The sequence below is a fragment of the Serratia sp. Res13-Sevr-LER1-36-b genome, from assembly GCF_015673035.1.
Classification (GTDB): Bacteria; Pseudomonadota; Gammaproteobacteria; order Enterobacterales; family Enterobacteriaceae; genus Chania; species Chania fonticola_C.
Map to the genome: position 1 here is coordinate 66167 of NZ_JADACK010000027.1, position 15136 is coordinate 81302.

Genomic DNA, 15136 nt, shown 5'->3' on the forward strand with positions numbered 1-15136 from the left:
TTACTTTGCCTCCCTTGTCCCTTCACCTAATTGCATACGGGCAACGCATTCCGGCAACCCAGCCTTAATCATGGTTTCATCATTTTTGACGGTGATAAACAGGCACTGTTTATCCTCATCAAATGCCAGGCTGTTGGGATGCGGAGCCATAGGTATGGTCTGTAGCAGGCAATAGCGGGCAGTATCAAATACCGTTAGCGTGCCTTCGCCAATATCCACGCGAATGCCTTTGCGATTGGCGACGTACAGCCTTTGCCGCTCGCCATCCCACGCCAGGCCGATCGGCACTTCATCCGTTGCCATACGTGCAATAACGTCGCCATTATCGGCGTTCAGAGCGAAGACCTGATGACCCGCGCTACGGGCAACATATTCACGTTCCAGATGATTGTTACGCCAATCGCTACGGTCAATGCCCTGATCGACACCGAAGATCCGGTTTTGCTGTGGGTCATAGACCATATTAAGCAGTTGATCGGCTTCGATCTCCCATCGGGAAACGATCGCCAAGCTATCTGGATCAACAACAAACAGCTGGCCCTGCATGTTTGATACGAAGACACGGCGCCCCGTTTCATCCAGCGTGATCCCCACTACGTTATAGCCGAAACCGTGAATAATCGTCTCCAGTTGGCCCTTGCGGGTATCCACCACCAACAGCACGCTATCGATACCCAACCCCAGCCCTGGCAAGAACAGGCGCTCACTCCGTGGATCGAAAACCAACTCCCGCAGCTTCCATGGAAAACCTTCGCTCACGCCAAAACGCTCCAATTCCCGCAATAAAAAAGCCTGCCGCTCGCCGACAATCCCTTCTCGTTGATACAGTTGCTTGAAAGCAATTTCCTGCATCAGCGCAATGGTGGCGATCGGCCGATTGGCGGCGATATCCACCACGGCGACGGTGCCGTTAAACCCCTGGGAGAGGTAAAGATGCCCACGGCGATCGTCCAGCGCCACGCCAAACCCTTTGACTTGCAACGGGATCTCTTCCTCAACGGCCAGGGTTTGTGGATTTATCCGCAGTACACGGGATTGCCGCTCATCCTCCCAATCGGGAGAGCTGACAAACAGAGCCTGCTGTGAGGTGCTATAAACCAACTCTACCAGGGTTTTAGCCGGGTAGATGCGCCGAATATCGGTCAACGGCTCCTGCTTCATAACACACTCCTGTTATGGCGTAATGCATCAAGCCGTAGCGCCGGTTGACCAACGGAATCGGCCATAACGGCAAACACCTGACGAGTCGTTTGGACGATCTGCTGCACCTGCTCGCATGAATAGCGATCGGTGCGATAGCTCAACATGACGCGAACCGAAGGCTCGCCGTCGATTTGCTCTTCCATCACCTCAAACTGCAACCCCAGCACCGATTCCGTTTTCTCGGGATCGATCTGGCGAAAGCGGATCTGCTGGCCGTCGGCCAAGCTAAACGACCCGTTAAGCTTATTTTTGGCATGGAGCTGAATGAAGACCTCAAACATATGGCTGTCGCGCGGTGCGCAATCACCAAACAGCTTTTCTTCGACCAGATCGATCGGGATGTCGCTAAAAGGCAGTGAATCATTTATCTGCCGTTTCACGTCATCGATCAGCGCGTTCAGCGTGGTGCCATCGGCAAAACCGATCCGATGGGCGACAACGGTGGTGAAGTAACCGATGGTATCGAAAAATTGCGCGTCGTTACGCCCAGAGGCCGAAGTGCCAATAACCAGATCTTTCGCGCCACCAAGCAGATGGAGTGCCGCAGCAATTCCGCTGTATACCACGTTAAACAGTGAGGCACCCTGCTGTTTCGCCAGGCGGTAAAGCCCAGTGGTGACGGCGTGTTCCAGTTTGAACTCAACCCAGTTGCCGGAGTGAGAAGCCGCATCGGCCTGTTGCGTTTCGCTGGCAAAAATCGATGCCGAAGACGGTGCATGGTGCAAACGTTCCAGCCAGAACCGCAGATGTCGATCGTTGACCCCGGCCTGTTGCTGTTGGATTGCGAACGCGTGGAACGGCGCGGGTGTCTGCTGCCACTCCGGTGCCGATCCGGCGAAACGGCTTGCCATCGCCAAAGCCAATTCATCCATCAGGATATTCACCGACCACTCGTCCAATACAATATGGTGGAACAATAGCGACACCACCTGTTGGCCATTTTCCTCATCCTGCAGGAAGGTGATGCGTACCGGTAACTCATCATCAAGCTCAAAGTGGTGGCTGGCTGCGCGCTGTAGCGCCTGATCCAGCGGCACATCCTGAGACTGTGAATGCCAGAACCATTCGTATTGAGACAGCATCTCCGGCGGAACGATCTGCTGATAAACCTCGCCGGAAATGTCGACAAACAGGGTGCGCAAAGCCGGATGACGCAGCAAAATATCCTGGAAGGCCTGGAAGAAAAGCCCTTCATCAATCGGGTCGAGAAAGCGCAGCGCAAAGGGAATATTGAAGGCCTCGCCGCAGCCTAGCGCCTGATAGATTTTCCACAATGACCGTTGCGCGAGCGATAATGGAGCCTGCGGACTCAGCAATGCCAAACTCTCCGCTTGCTTACCCGGCGAAGTGGCCACGTTATTAACTATGTAGGCATAGCGCGCCAGTTGAGCCGCGCTGGGATAGCTGAAGAGATCGTTGATATTGATCTCAAGATGCTGCTGGCTCTTCAAACGGCCAATAATGCGGGTGGCAATCAGCGAGTGCCCGCCGCAATCGAAGAAATCATCATCTTCTCCCATCGTGGGCACGGCGAGCGCCTCGCGGAAGGCTTGCAGGATATGTTGCCGTATTGCCGCATCAGATCCCGGCGTGACAGAGGAAGCCACTGCCCCCGGAAATACGGCCACCGAGGTCTGCCGAGCGGCACAATCTGGCAGGGGCAAGAGCTCCATAATGAATGGCTCAGAGGAGTGCGAGAGAACTTGTTGCTGATACAGTGCACTGACCTTTTGCGGTATATCTCGCCAATCCAGCGATGCCGACAGAATGCGATGCACCACCATCCCCAGAATGCCCCCCCTGTCGCCGGAAAACAGCATAAAGCGCAGTGGTGGTGCCTGTTCCAGGTCAAAAGGTATCGCTTTGGCGCTTAACAGGGCGTCAATAGCTTCCTGGGGATGGCGGATCGTCTGGATGGTCAACGCTGGCGGTGAACACGTATTGTCACTGCGCATCAGCCCGCGCTCACCATAAACGTAACGGGCGTTGATACCTGGCAATTGCCGTTGGGTTTGTTCCAGTACGTTGACCAAGCGGCCATAATCCACGGCACCGGTTAACTGCCAGGCCAACACCTGTTGGCCTTCCCCATGTAGCTGTTGCTGGTGTTCGAACCAGGCCTGCTGCTCAAACTCGCTAGCGGCTTCTTCTTCGCCGCTGAATTCGCTAAAACTCGTGTTCACATTTCCCTCCCAGGCAAAAACCTGCTGCGCCTTTCATTGACGATAGATGGCCTTAGAAATCCAGTTGGACAACGGCGCCAACCAGCCGTGGCCGCTGAATAACCGCGGTAGAAACGTCGTTATTCATCACCATGACGCGTTTATCAGAATCAAACAGGTTTTGCGCAAACACGCTGACGCGCCCCTGCTTGAAGGTATAAGCCAGCTGCATATTGGCAATCACTCTGGAAGGGATTTTCCCGCGTGGATCGTTGTCGTACTGGGAATAATAGGTATCGGAAAGCGTTACATTACCGCTTAACTCCAACCCCGGCATAAGATTATATTTCGCCCCCATATTGGCGGTGACTGCCGGAGCGCGCGGTAATTCATGCCCATCGATTCTGCTGTCAGAGAATTTCTTGATTTTTGTTTTTAATAACCCTACTGAGCTATTCAACTCAAAATTCCCCGTCGGTTTCCAGATAGCCCCAAGTTCAGCACCATAGGTTTCGACTTTATCTGCATTGCGGATCATCATTGAGCTCATAGTGGAGTCCAGATAATACGGCAGTTGCATGTCTTTATAGTCGTTATAAAACAGGTTGGTGATCACCTCGAGATCAAGATCTTCAATGCCATGGCGGCTATACAACTCATAGTTCCAGACATATTCAGGATCGTAGGTATAGTTGATCAGGGGGGCTGAAAACGTCATCCCAGCGCCACCGCCGTTATAGCCGCGAGCCACCTTGGCACCAAAGGTTTGCCGCGATGAAGGCTTCCACGCAACATCCAGCTTGGGCAGGAACACATCCCAGGTTTGATCAAAATCGACCTTACGCGCCTTGCCGCCCTTACGTTGACGGTGCTCTCTCTCCACTCGGCTGGCGGCGGTAATATCGATATGTGGCAACACGGCCCAGGTCAATTCGCCAAAGGCGGCGTAGGTATCTGTTTTATCCTTGAACGGGCTACCGCCAGGGAACAGGTTAACAAACTCATCCTGCGACGCATGGAAGTAACGCGCACCAACCAGGCCACGCCAACGATCGTTTGGTGTACCGAAAAGTACCAGCGGCTCCATTTGGAACTCTTTGCCTTCGATGTCGGCCCACGGCAGCGCTTCTGCGGTACGGCGATGGTTACTAAAATCGGTATAAACAAACTTGTTCTGGACGCTTAACTGCTCCGACGGCTCCCAGGCAATATCCCAAATGCCACTGGTAGATTGGGTCTCAACGACTGGGCGACGCCGGTCAAAACGGGAGCTGGCATGGTTAGCCGGGCTTAGCGCTTCATTCTGCGGTGCCTGGCTTTCATAGTGATTTATCGAAAGTTTAGTGGTGAGATCACGTAGCCCGGCGGGGTTATACAGCAGCTTCCCACGGATGTTGGTCACTTCGATTTCGCGTGGATTACCCACAGGTTCGTAGGAGATCAGATCGACAAAACTCTCCCGCCGCTGACGATCGGCGCTCAGGCGAAACGCCAATTGATCCTCAACAATCGGCCCCGATAGCATGGCAGAAGCCTGAGTAGAATCCTGATTTCCGCCCCCGGCCCTGACTGCCGAAGTCCAGTCAAACGTCGGATCCTTGCTGCTCATAACCACCGCACCGGCAATCGCATTACGACCCTGAATGTAGTTTTGCGGCCCTCGGTAGACTTCGACCCGTTGCATATCCCAAAGGGATTGCGGCCCGACGGCTAATTCGTTATAGGTTAAGGAACGCCCATCGAGCGAGAGGTTCATACGTGGCCGCGTACCGCTGAGGAAGGCATTGGCGCCATTGGCTGGCCCTGAACCATCAATACCGCGAATGGTTGGAATATCGTTACCAATGCCCGTATCCAGGACGTTGGCCGTCATTTTTAATAAATCGGATACCTGCGTTGCACCGGGCAGGGAATCTATCCGCGCATCGTCAAACACCTCAATACTGGATCCGGTATCGTAAATAGTACGTCTTACTTTTTCCCCGGTAACAATAATGGTATCAGGCTCGTTATTCTCATTGCGTATTGGAGCATCATCGGCAGCAATGGCATCCGCTGCGGCGAAAACACATAACCCCAGCATGACGGAGGGCATATGATATTTTTCATAAATACGTTGGGGCCTGTTACATAATGAAACCGGGCATTTTTTATCACCCTTTAGTTCGCTCATTGATATCTCCTTTGCCAAATGCACACTAAATTTTTATTTTTCAACTGAGCGACAAAGAACACACTGCTTAATTGCTGGTCTTTACGACCTTATTATTCGTCATCCACCAGGATTTCCCGAGGTACGTCGGCCAAGAAACAAGCAAGCCAACGCATGCAAACGATAATCATTTACAATATTGAATGCAAATCAATTTGATCATATTTGCGACACTCATCCCTTAGCCTTAGCGACAGCCGCCACGCAGTAGCAGAGCCAGCAAGTACCCGCCACCTATCATCCCCGTCATTAATCCTACCGGCATCATCAGCCCTGATGGCTGTATCTGAGCGACAATATCGGCCCCTAACAACAGGCAGCCGCCCACCAGACCCGCACCGATCACTGGCAGGTTCGAACTGCGTGTCAGGCGGATTGCCAGCTGTGGAGCCATAAGCGCGATAAAGGCAATCGGCCCTGCTGCGCTGGTTGCCACCGCAGCCAAAATCACGCCGCAAAACGTCATAATCTTGCGGATGAGATCAACACGGACACCCAACTGGTGGGCTACCTCATCCCCCATTGTCATGATGTTCAACGCCCTGGCACATATCAGCACCACCGGCAATAACAACGCGATGCTGGTGGCCACAGGGATAACGTGCAGCCAGTTTCTCCCCTGTGTGGTTCCCGCCAGCCACAAAGTGGCCATCACGGCGTTATCAATATCGCCTTTAACCAGCAGCAAACCATTGAGGGCACTGAGTACCGCACCAACACCAATGCCCATCAATATCAGACGGTATCCCTTTACCACGCCGTGATGATGGGCTAACCAGTAGACCAGCAGCGACGTCGCCAGCCCCCCGGCCATGGCCGAAAGCACAATCGCCACGGTGTTACCGTTAAGCAGGACAATCTGCACAATCGCACCGGTTGCCGCACCGGTGGTAAAGCCAATGACGTCTGGCGATCCGAGCGCATTGCGCGATACGGACTGAAAAATCGCCCCGGAGATGCCCAAGGCGCCCCCAACGAAAACCGCCGTCAACACGCGCGGCAGACGGATCGCCCTGACAATTTGCTGCGCCATGGGATTTCCTTCCCCCGTGATGGCTTGCAGCACGCTCGATACCGGCAACGTAAAGCGCCCCACTGTCAGAGCGAAAGCGGCAGCAACCAGCAGCAGAGAGGCCAAAGCCAGGCATACCAGCACCGTCCTGTTGACGCTCATACCCGTTCCCCCTGCCAACGCTTCACCAGCAACACAAAACAAGGACCACCAGTTAGTGCCACCATGACGCCAACGCTGACTTCACCGGGATAGCCAACGATGCGCCCCAGAATATCAGCCAACAACACCAGCATGGCGGAAAGCAGCATGGCCCAAGGCAATAGCGCTCGATGCTGCAATCCGGCAATGGCACGGGCAAAATGCGGCGCGGTCAGGCCAACAAAAACGATTGGCCCAGCCGCCGCCGTGGCCGCTCCGGCCAGTATCACGATAATCAGCGCGGACATGACCACCAGCCTGCACGGATTAACGCCGAGCGCCTGGCCAGCATCCGAGCCGAGTGCCGCAATATCCAGCATTTTGCTGCTGGCCAGCGCCAGCAACAGCCCTACGCCCACCAGCATGGCAACCGGGAGCAGTACGTCGAACCCTCTTCCCTGTAACGATCCAATCACCCAGTGCCGGAAGCGATCGAACGCCTCTGGTTCACTGTTGATAATGACAAGCTGAGTCAGGCTAAGCAGCACAATGGTCAGCGCGGCCCCGGCCAGCACAATCCTTACCGGGTTATTGCCATCAATGCCTCCCACCAGCAACACCGCAACGCTGACTATCGCCGCACCGGCCACGCCAAACCACATACTGCTAAAGACATTCGTCACATCAAACACCGCGATTGACAAGACGATCGCCAACGTGGCACCGGCATTCACCCCGAGCAGGCCGGGATCTGCCAGAGGATTACGGGTGAGCGTTTGCATGATGACGCCAGCCGCGCCAAGTGCCGCCCCAACCACCATTGCCAATAAGGTGCGCGGTAGCCGTAGATAGCAGACCAGTAAATGCTCGCTGTTGTGCGGATCAAACTGCGTGAGCGCCTGCCAAATCACCGCTGGTGGAATAGGGCGAGCACCGAAATAGAGGCTGAAGCAACCGAGAACCAGCAGTAAAATCAGGCCAGAGACCAGGCCAGCCTGTCGCAAAGCACGCATTTCACCGCTCCTGCGTTGGACTGCCGGCAAAATGGCGGACAATGTCTGCCACCATCTCACTGGCGCTGTAGTAATCCACCCGGAACGCATGCGCGCCAAGGCTGTAAACCCGGTGTTGTTGTACCGAAGGCAAGCGCTGAAGCAGTGGGTCATGTAGAAATTCGTTGATCCTGACGTCGCCTGCGCTCAACAGAAACGTGGTGCCCGCCGTTAACTGCGTCAGATTCTCATATTCGGCCCAGATAAAGTCGCTTGAGCGGGTAAGATTGCTTTGCCAGGCCGGGTTAGGCGCTTCGATCGAAAATCCTAACGACTCGAGTAAACGGGCATGCACGCTGGCCGGTGTTGCCACGGGGTTGACCGTTCCCGGGCCGTTAAAATTGATAATATTGGCTTGTCCATCAGGCAGATGGATTTGCGGGCGGGCGTTGGTAAGCAGCGAGTCAAAGCTGCCGATCCGCCGTTCAACCTGCGCCTCAAGCCCCAGCGCGGCTCCCAGCTCACGGGCCAGAGCTTGCCAGGTCTGGTTGCCATAATTCACGATAATGACCGGCGCAATGGCCCTCAGTTCAGCCAAATGAGCGCGCGATGAGTCTGCACCATTGATTGAGACGACGATCAAATCGGGGGCTGTGGCATAGGCCAGTTCGAGATCAACACTGCCCGCAGGCCAGGCTTTAGCAATGTTGCGCTGCTCGGCCACCTTGACCCATTGCCCAAAGAACTGGCCGTTCACGGCCGTCGCGCTGGCGACAACCGGCGCATCAATCGCCAGTAACGTTCCGGTGACACTGACGGAAGTAGAAAGAATACGGCCCGGAGGGGACGGGATCTGAGTGAAGGAGCCATCCGCGTTGTGAAACGCCCTGGGCCAACCTTGTGCAAATACTTGGCCGCTGCCCATCAGCAAGGCCAGTAATAATAAAAACCCAAACACGGGATGACGACGTTTACCCGGTAACAACCTCATCTTCTGCTTGCTCCCTGTGCATAGCCCCGAGGTGCCATCTCAGTGACCACGGAGTGAATTTATGTGCCTCGTATAACCTTACCCTGCTCAATGTATCGCCAACAACATAAAAAAGAATAATTTTCATTCGCATTAAGCTCTGTTATATATTTAGGCGGCTTCCGTTGGCCAATCAGGAACGATATGCAATGAAATCATTGACTCCAATGCAGGCGGCCTCATGGGTAGGCAGGCACTCTGAGCAGGCATTAGGCGGCGTTGCCGCACATTTGTACGCAGAATTCGATGGCACCATCACTGATATCCCCCGCTTTCGGCACGCTGTGGACGCGCTCTATCGCACGCACCCAATGCTGCGTCTTCATGTCACCGCAGAAGGGCTACAGCATGTGGTTGCCAGTCATCCACCACTGGGCATCGATGATTTTTGTCATTACCCACCAGCCGAAGTACAACGATTGCTGGCTGACAAGCGGCGGCGCATGGAGAACCAGCAGTTGCTGCGTGATCAAGGCTATCCGTGCGAAATCAGCCTGACGATATTGCCGGGGCAGGCCAGCCGGCTGCATATCGATCTGGATATGATCGCCGCAGATGCCCTCTCTTTTCGGATCGTGGTGGAAGATCTCGCCCGCTTCTACCAACAACCACCGCCACAGTGCGCCCCAGTGATGGAGGTCGTCTGGTTTCGCTATCTGGCACAGCGTACTCACGATCCGCTGCTGCTTAGCGCCAGAGAACGAGACCGCGCCTGGTGGCGGCAGCGTTTAGCGGATATTCCCCCAGCTCCCGCCATTCCCTATACGGACAGGCAGTGTCAAACCCGCAGAATGGCAATCCAGCTTAATCCCCAAATCAGCCATGCCTTGCAGCGCTGCGCGCGTCACCACCATCTGACGTTAAGCTCGCTTTTCCTTGCATTGTTCAGCCTGACAATGATGGAAGGTTTCAGGCAGCCCAGGTTGCGTATCAACGTACCGACCTTTTTCCGCGCTCCCAAGATTGTGGGCGGTGACGACATCGTCGGTGATTTTTCCGATCTGCTGTTGTTCAGCGCCGAGCTGCGCCCCGATGAAACGCTGCTGCATTATTGCCAACGCACCATGACGCAGCTGCACGAAATCCTGGGTCACGGCGGCTATTCAGGGGTGAGCGTGATGCGCGACCTTTCGCGCCTGCGGGGCCACCTGCAATACTCCCCCATCGTCTTTACCGCCGGGTTCGGCATCTCCGGTGGCGTGCTGTTCTCTGAGCGGGTCGACAGGCAATTGGGTGAACTGGCGTGGGTCATCTCTCAGGGGCCGCAAGTCGCATTGGACGCGCAGGTAGCCTGGATTGGCGATGAAATTCTGATCAACTGGGATGTGCGTGAGGATGCGTTTCCCCCCGGCCAACTGCATCAACTCTTTACGCGTTTTCACACGCTCGCCGAACGCCTGGCCGCGACACCGCAGCATATTGATGACAGCGTTTCCCGCTGGTTGGCACCTCCAGCGGCAGTACGGCAAAAGGAGAAGCAAATGGGGAAACCATTAACGGCGCTCCAGCAGGCTTATCTGCTGGGAAGCAGCGAGCAATGGCCGCTCGGTGGCGTTGCCATGCACGATTTCAGGACCTTTAGGGGGCTCATCGATCCTGCGCACTTCCGCCGTCGGCTGGCAGAGTTGGTTAATCACTTCGCCGCGTTACGCACCTGGGTCGAGGAGGAAACACAGCAACAGCACATTCTGCCTGAGCTGGAGCCTCATCTGGAAGAGATCGATCTACGCGATGCCAGTGAAGAAGACGCAGCTAAAAAAGTGCAACAGCTACGACAGCATTACCAACAGAGCCGTCACGATCCGTCGTCGCCCCCTTGGCGGATCATTCTGATTACCTTGCCTGGCGCAACGGAGTACCTGATTTTCACCAGCTTTGATGCGCTGATCCTCGACGGCCAAGGGATCTCGCATATCATCGCCCGGCTATTTGATGAACAACCGCTTGCGGCACTTGAACAAGACAATGCACCGAGCGAAGCAGATGAAGAAGAGCGGGAGCGGGCAAAAGCCTGGTGGCAAGACAAACTGGCGCAGGTCGTTACCCCATCCCGGCTTCCCTGGCAACAACCTTTGGGCGAGATCGTGCATCCCTGCTGGCGGCGTGAACAACAAATTCTGGATGCCAGCCACCTGAAGCTGCTCACTCGCCTTGGCGCATCCCGGGGGCTGTTTGCCAACACCACTCTGTCGGCTATAGTACTCGATACGTTGGCGCTCTGGTCGGAAGATGAAGCGCTCACGGTCGGCATCCCCGTTGCCTTCCCGGCCAAAGAGGGGCAAGCCACCAATCGATCGACGTTTATTGCCATTCACTACGTCCGTCATAGTCAGCCGTTAGTCGACAATGCCCAACGTTTGCAAGAAGACATTCTTGGCGGATTGCAAAACCTTGCTTGGTCAGGTGTGGATCTGGCTCGCCAATTGTCACCGCGAACCGGACATGCTCCCGCGCTGCCGGTGATCCTGACCAACTGCCTGAGCTGGGAAACGATTCCGGCCAACACGTCAATCCGTGCCGAAAGCGGTCTGACCCAAACGCCGCAGGTCGCACTGGATATTCGCCTAATGTACGATGAGCAGCGCAATTTACTGATAATTGCCGACTATGTTGAGCAGGCTCTCGCGCCAGAACAGGTCAGCGCTATGCTGAATGCAATCCACCAGCGCATGTTGCATATAGTCTCTCAGGGTTCGCTGAATATCTCCGTCCACGAAACGATGAATTACCCGCATTACCGGGCTAACACTCCTGCCAGCACAGCCGTAAGCAACGATTTTCTGGGCCGCATCGCAGAAAATCTGTTTTCCGGCACTCGTGATGGGGTAGCCGTGATCTGTGGCGAACAACAATTGCGCTGGCAAGCACTGGGTGAGCTCGTCGCCAGCATGGCCAACGGACTGCTCGCGCGCCAGTTGGGGCCGGGGAGCGTGGTGGCAATTTATCTTCCACGCTGCCTGGAGCATATCGGTATCTCGCTAGCCTGCTCCCTGTTAGGGATTATCCGGGTGCCAATAGATATTAATTCTCCTACAGAACGAACGGCGTATTTACTGGAAAATTGCCAACCCAAGCTGGTGATATGCGATGAAGACGCCGCAATCCCAGGCTCAGTCACGCCTGATGAGCTCAAATCCGCCAACGTCAGCCCACCTCGGTTTGGCGCTCAAAGCGACAGCAGCCAGCCCGCCTATTATCTCTATACCTCTGGCACCACGGGCAAGCCGAAATGCGTCGTGCTGAATAACCGGGCAACAGCCAACGTGCTTGGGCAAACCCTCGCCTACTGGCAGATCACCGAGCGAGATGTCTTTATCTCGGTAACGCCGCTGCACCACGATATGTCGGTGTTTGACGTGTTTGCCTCACTCAGCGTGGGCGCAACGCTGGTGCTGCCAGCTAGGCATGAGGAAAAAGACGCCATCAGTTGGGGCCGCCTGGTGGCACAACACCGGATCACGCTGTGGTGCTCTGTGCCAGCGATCCTGGAAATGCTGCTGGACTGCGCAACGCCAGAGCAGCTCTCCTCCCTGCGGCTAGTAGCCCAGGGCGGCGATTACATTAAGCCCGCCACCATCCGGTTATTGCGTTCAAGGCATCCTCATCTGCGGCTGATGTCACTCGGCGGCCCGACGGAAACGACTATCTGGAGCATCTGGCACGAGATCATAGCTAGCGACACGGAACAAATTCCCTATGGCAAGCCGCTGGCGGGTACTCAGTATTTTATCTGTCATGACAGCGGTGAACATTGCCCTTGCGGCGTGGCTGGGCGCATCCACACAGCCGGGGCCAATCTGGCCTGTGGCTATCTGGAGAATGGAGCGTTAGTGCAGCACGACTTTGTTGACGTGATGACTCCAGATGGCATTAGCGAGCGAACGTTCCGTACCGGAGACATTGGCTATTACCGGCCTGACGGCGTCATCATGTTTGCCAACCGTATTAATGGCTACGTTAAAATTCGCGGCGTACGGATTTCACTGCCTGAAATCGAAGAAGCGCTGCGCCAGCATCCAGCCATCGAGGATATTGTGGTGCTCGATTACGCGGTGGACGATACGCCAGAAAAGTCGTTGGGTGCGGTCTATCTATCAGCGAATAAAGTCCTGCCTAGCATGTCGGAGCTGCGCATCTTCGCACAGCGCTATTTGCCCGCAACTCACATCCCTGGCCGCTTCATTGTGCAACCCCGCTTTCCCCTCTCGGCAAATGGCAAAGTCGATCGCCATGCGCTGCGTACCGAACTGGAACTATCTCATTCGGCAACGCTCGCCGCCCCGGCGACACCTCAGCAAACGGTACTGGCAATCTATTGCGCCGTGATGGGCCAGCCGCTGCGGCCTGAATGGCATCATCAGACCCCGTTTCTTGCCATGGGGCTGAAACTCAGCCATATGCCAACGCTTAGAGAGAGGATCAACGTGAAACTCGGCGTTTCACTGCCAGTTGCGGCCTTGATTAAGTGCAAAAACGCCGATGAGGTTTGCTCGCTGCTGCATTAAAAAGCCAATCTCCGCCAGCGAACCAGCCCGCTGGCGGAAGATCTTATTGGTTTAGCAGTTGGTAAACCGGCTGCTGCCCCGCTTCGGGCATCATCGCCCTGCTCAGGAAGCTGCGCAGGTGTGTGAACATCTCCTCGACATTCAGGGAAGCATACATCGCAGGATCGGCGTCGATATCGATATGCAGTTCGCTGGCATCCGTACGGCCACGCCAGGTAATGTTAAAGCCATCCCCTGGACCGCTGGCCATGACTTCGCGCTCCGCTTCACAGCCTGCAAACAGCGGAGGATCGAAGGGAAGCACGTTGATCAACGGTGAGAAAAAGTAACGCGTTCCTTTTCCCAACCCTTGATCGGCGGCCAGGATCTCAATGCGATAACGCCCGTGAGCACGCAGGTCGCGCAACGTTTTCGCAATGCGTTTGACGTAGTCAACAACCTTCTCCTGTGGTTCGACCTGAATAAACAGCGGCAAAATATTTACCGCCAACGCCGGGACGCTGGCGGCCACCATGCCACGGCGATTCATGACGGGCACCCAGATTGGCTGTACTTCAGCCTTATTCTCCCCATAAAGCTGAAACGTCAGCCAAGCAGCGGAAAGTGCCAGTAGCAGATCCGGCCAGCCTGTACCACAGCGCTCGGAAAAGGCGCTCAACTGCTGGCTAAAATGTTCAGGTAGTACCGCTTCGCTGTGCAGACACTCCGCGCCGTAGTCCTCCCCTCCCTTTTGCAGAACAGGGAGCGAAGGCGCGTCGGTAACATATCGACGCCAATACTCAGCGTCCTGCCGCGATTTTTCGCTACTGGCATACTGCTGCTCTTCAGCCAGAAAATCATAAAACGCGTGGAAAGGTTGGCTAGCGGTGGCCTTTTGCAGGTGGGCGCGGTAAAGCTCAGCGAGACGATGTTCGATCAGCGCCATGCCGAACCCATCAATAATAATGTGATGTGCCCGGATATAAACGGTGTAATGCGTAGATGAAAAGCGGATCAACCAGATGACCGCCAGCGGCTGACTCAGCAAATTGAGCTGACGCTCAATGTCGGCCTGCATCATCGACTCGGCAACATCGGTCTGTTTTAACTCAATCAGACGTATCCGAGGACGCAGTTGGGGATTACAGCGCTGTAGCGGTAGATCGTCATTGTCAGGCAACTGAAACTGGATGGTAAAAACATCGGTTTCAGCAACAACCTGCTCCAACGCCGCTAACAGCCCCGGTTCATCAAGCTCACCGCGAAGCGTAATGCGGTGGGCGACGGTAGAAACGGGCTGATGCGGGTGAAAGCTAAACTCCTCCCAAAAATCAAACTGTGCCGGTGTCAGCGGCAACCAACGGACTGACTGAACAGTTTCCAACATGTTCCTTCCCTTTTCAGTTTTTCAGTGTTGTGAAACAGCGACGTTTTATTCACCACCCGGTGAACGCCCAGCTTCATCTCAGAGAACGATGTATGGCTCACGACATGCTCAGCACTGAAAATAAAAAGAATAGGTTGCACGATCTGACAGGATGAGTGGCCCATCCATTGATGGAAATAGTAATCATTATCAATAAAAAATGAAATATCTTTGCTGCATTTTCAGCTAAAACCAGGGAAGGGAGGAAAGATCGAAGACGGTACAATAGAAAAGACGAAGCCCTGAGTTATTGCTAACTCAGGGCTTCTGAATGTTGGCGGAACGGACGGGGCTCGAACCCGCGACCCCCTGCGTGACAGGCAGGTATTCTAACCAACTGAACTACCGCTCCGCAACGTTCCCTCTTGCGGGGGAACGAGCCGAATATTACGGTTGCCTCGCCATTCCGTCAACGTCTTTTCTTATAAAAAGAGTCGTTTGCACAGTTTTTCAACGAACACGCGTTGATTATGC

Annotated in this window: 8 protein-coding genes and 1 tRNA gene; 1 reads left to right on the plus strand and 8 read right to left on the minus strand. The window is 55.0% G+C overall.

The window, feature by feature from the left end:
* The 6 genes from IMQ33_RS19645 to fepB form a co-directional block, all read right to left on the minus strand.
* On the minus strand, positions 1 to 1161 hold the full coding sequence (locus tag IMQ33_RS19645) for a YncE family protein (RefSeq protein ID WP_161713124.1): 1161 nt from the start codon (positions 1159 to 1161) through the stop codon (positions 1 to 3).
* Positions 1158 to 3386 (minus strand): condensation domain-containing protein, encoded by a 2229-nt coding sequence (locus tag IMQ33_RS19650; RefSeq protein WP_196062486.1) that lies wholly within the window; start codon positions 3384 to 3386, stop codon positions 1158 to 1160. The genes IMQ33_RS19645 and IMQ33_RS19650 overlap by 4 nt, the downstream gene beginning before the upstream one ends.
* A gap of 52 nt (positions 3387 to 3438) precedes the next feature.
* Positions 3439 to 5460 carry a TonB-dependent receptor gene (locus IMQ33_RS19655; protein ID WP_370572674.1) on the minus strand — a complete coding sequence of 674 codons (2022 nt, stop codon included), beginning with the start codon at positions 5458 to 5460 and terminating at the stop codon, positions 3439 to 3441.
* Between the two features lie 304 nt (positions 5461 to 5764).
* Positions 5765 to 6751 carry an iron chelate uptake ABC transporter family permease subunit gene (locus tag IMQ33_RS19660; RefSeq protein WP_098928594.1) on the minus strand — a complete coding sequence of 329 codons (987 nt, stop codon included), beginning with the start codon at positions 6749 to 6751 and terminating at the stop codon, positions 5765 to 5767.
* Complete coding sequence (locus IMQ33_RS19665) at positions 6748 to 7743, minus strand: iron ABC transporter permease (protein ID WP_186531123.1); 996 nt, start codon at positions 7741 to 7743, stop codon at positions 6748 to 6750. The genes IMQ33_RS19660 and IMQ33_RS19665 overlap by 4 nt, the downstream gene beginning before the upstream one ends.
* Position 7744: 1 nt before the next feature.
* Positions 7745 to 8713: a Fe2+-enterobactin ABC transporter substrate-binding protein gene (gene fepB / locus IMQ33_RS19670; RefSeq protein WP_196062488.1), complete on the minus strand. Its 969-nt coding sequence runs from the start codon at positions 8711 to 8713 to the stop codon at positions 7745 to 7747.
* 188 nt (positions 8714 to 8901) lie between these two features.
* Here fepB and IMQ33_RS19675 point away from each other — a divergent pair, with 188 nt between their 5' ends.
* Positions 8902 to 13257, plus strand: a complete 4356-nt coding sequence (locus tag IMQ33_RS19675; RefSeq protein ID WP_196062489.1) for an amino acid adenylation domain-containing protein — start codon at positions 8902 to 8904, stop codon at positions 13255 to 13257.
* Between the two features lie 43 nt (positions 13258 to 13300).
* On the opposite strand, the gene IMQ33_RS19680 is transcribed toward IMQ33_RS19675, so the two are convergent.
* The gene (locus IMQ33_RS19680; RefSeq protein WP_173409774.1) at positions 13301 to 14623 is read right to left on the minus strand and encodes a condensation domain-containing protein; all 1323 of its coding nucleotides are present in this window, start codon (positions 14621 to 14623) and stop codon (positions 13301 to 13303) included.
* 314 nt (positions 14624 to 14937) lie between these two features.
* Positions 14938 to 15014: transfer RNA gene (locus IMQ33_RS19685), tRNA-Asp, on the minus strand.
* Between the last annotated feature and the right edge of the window lie 122 nt (positions 15015 to 15136).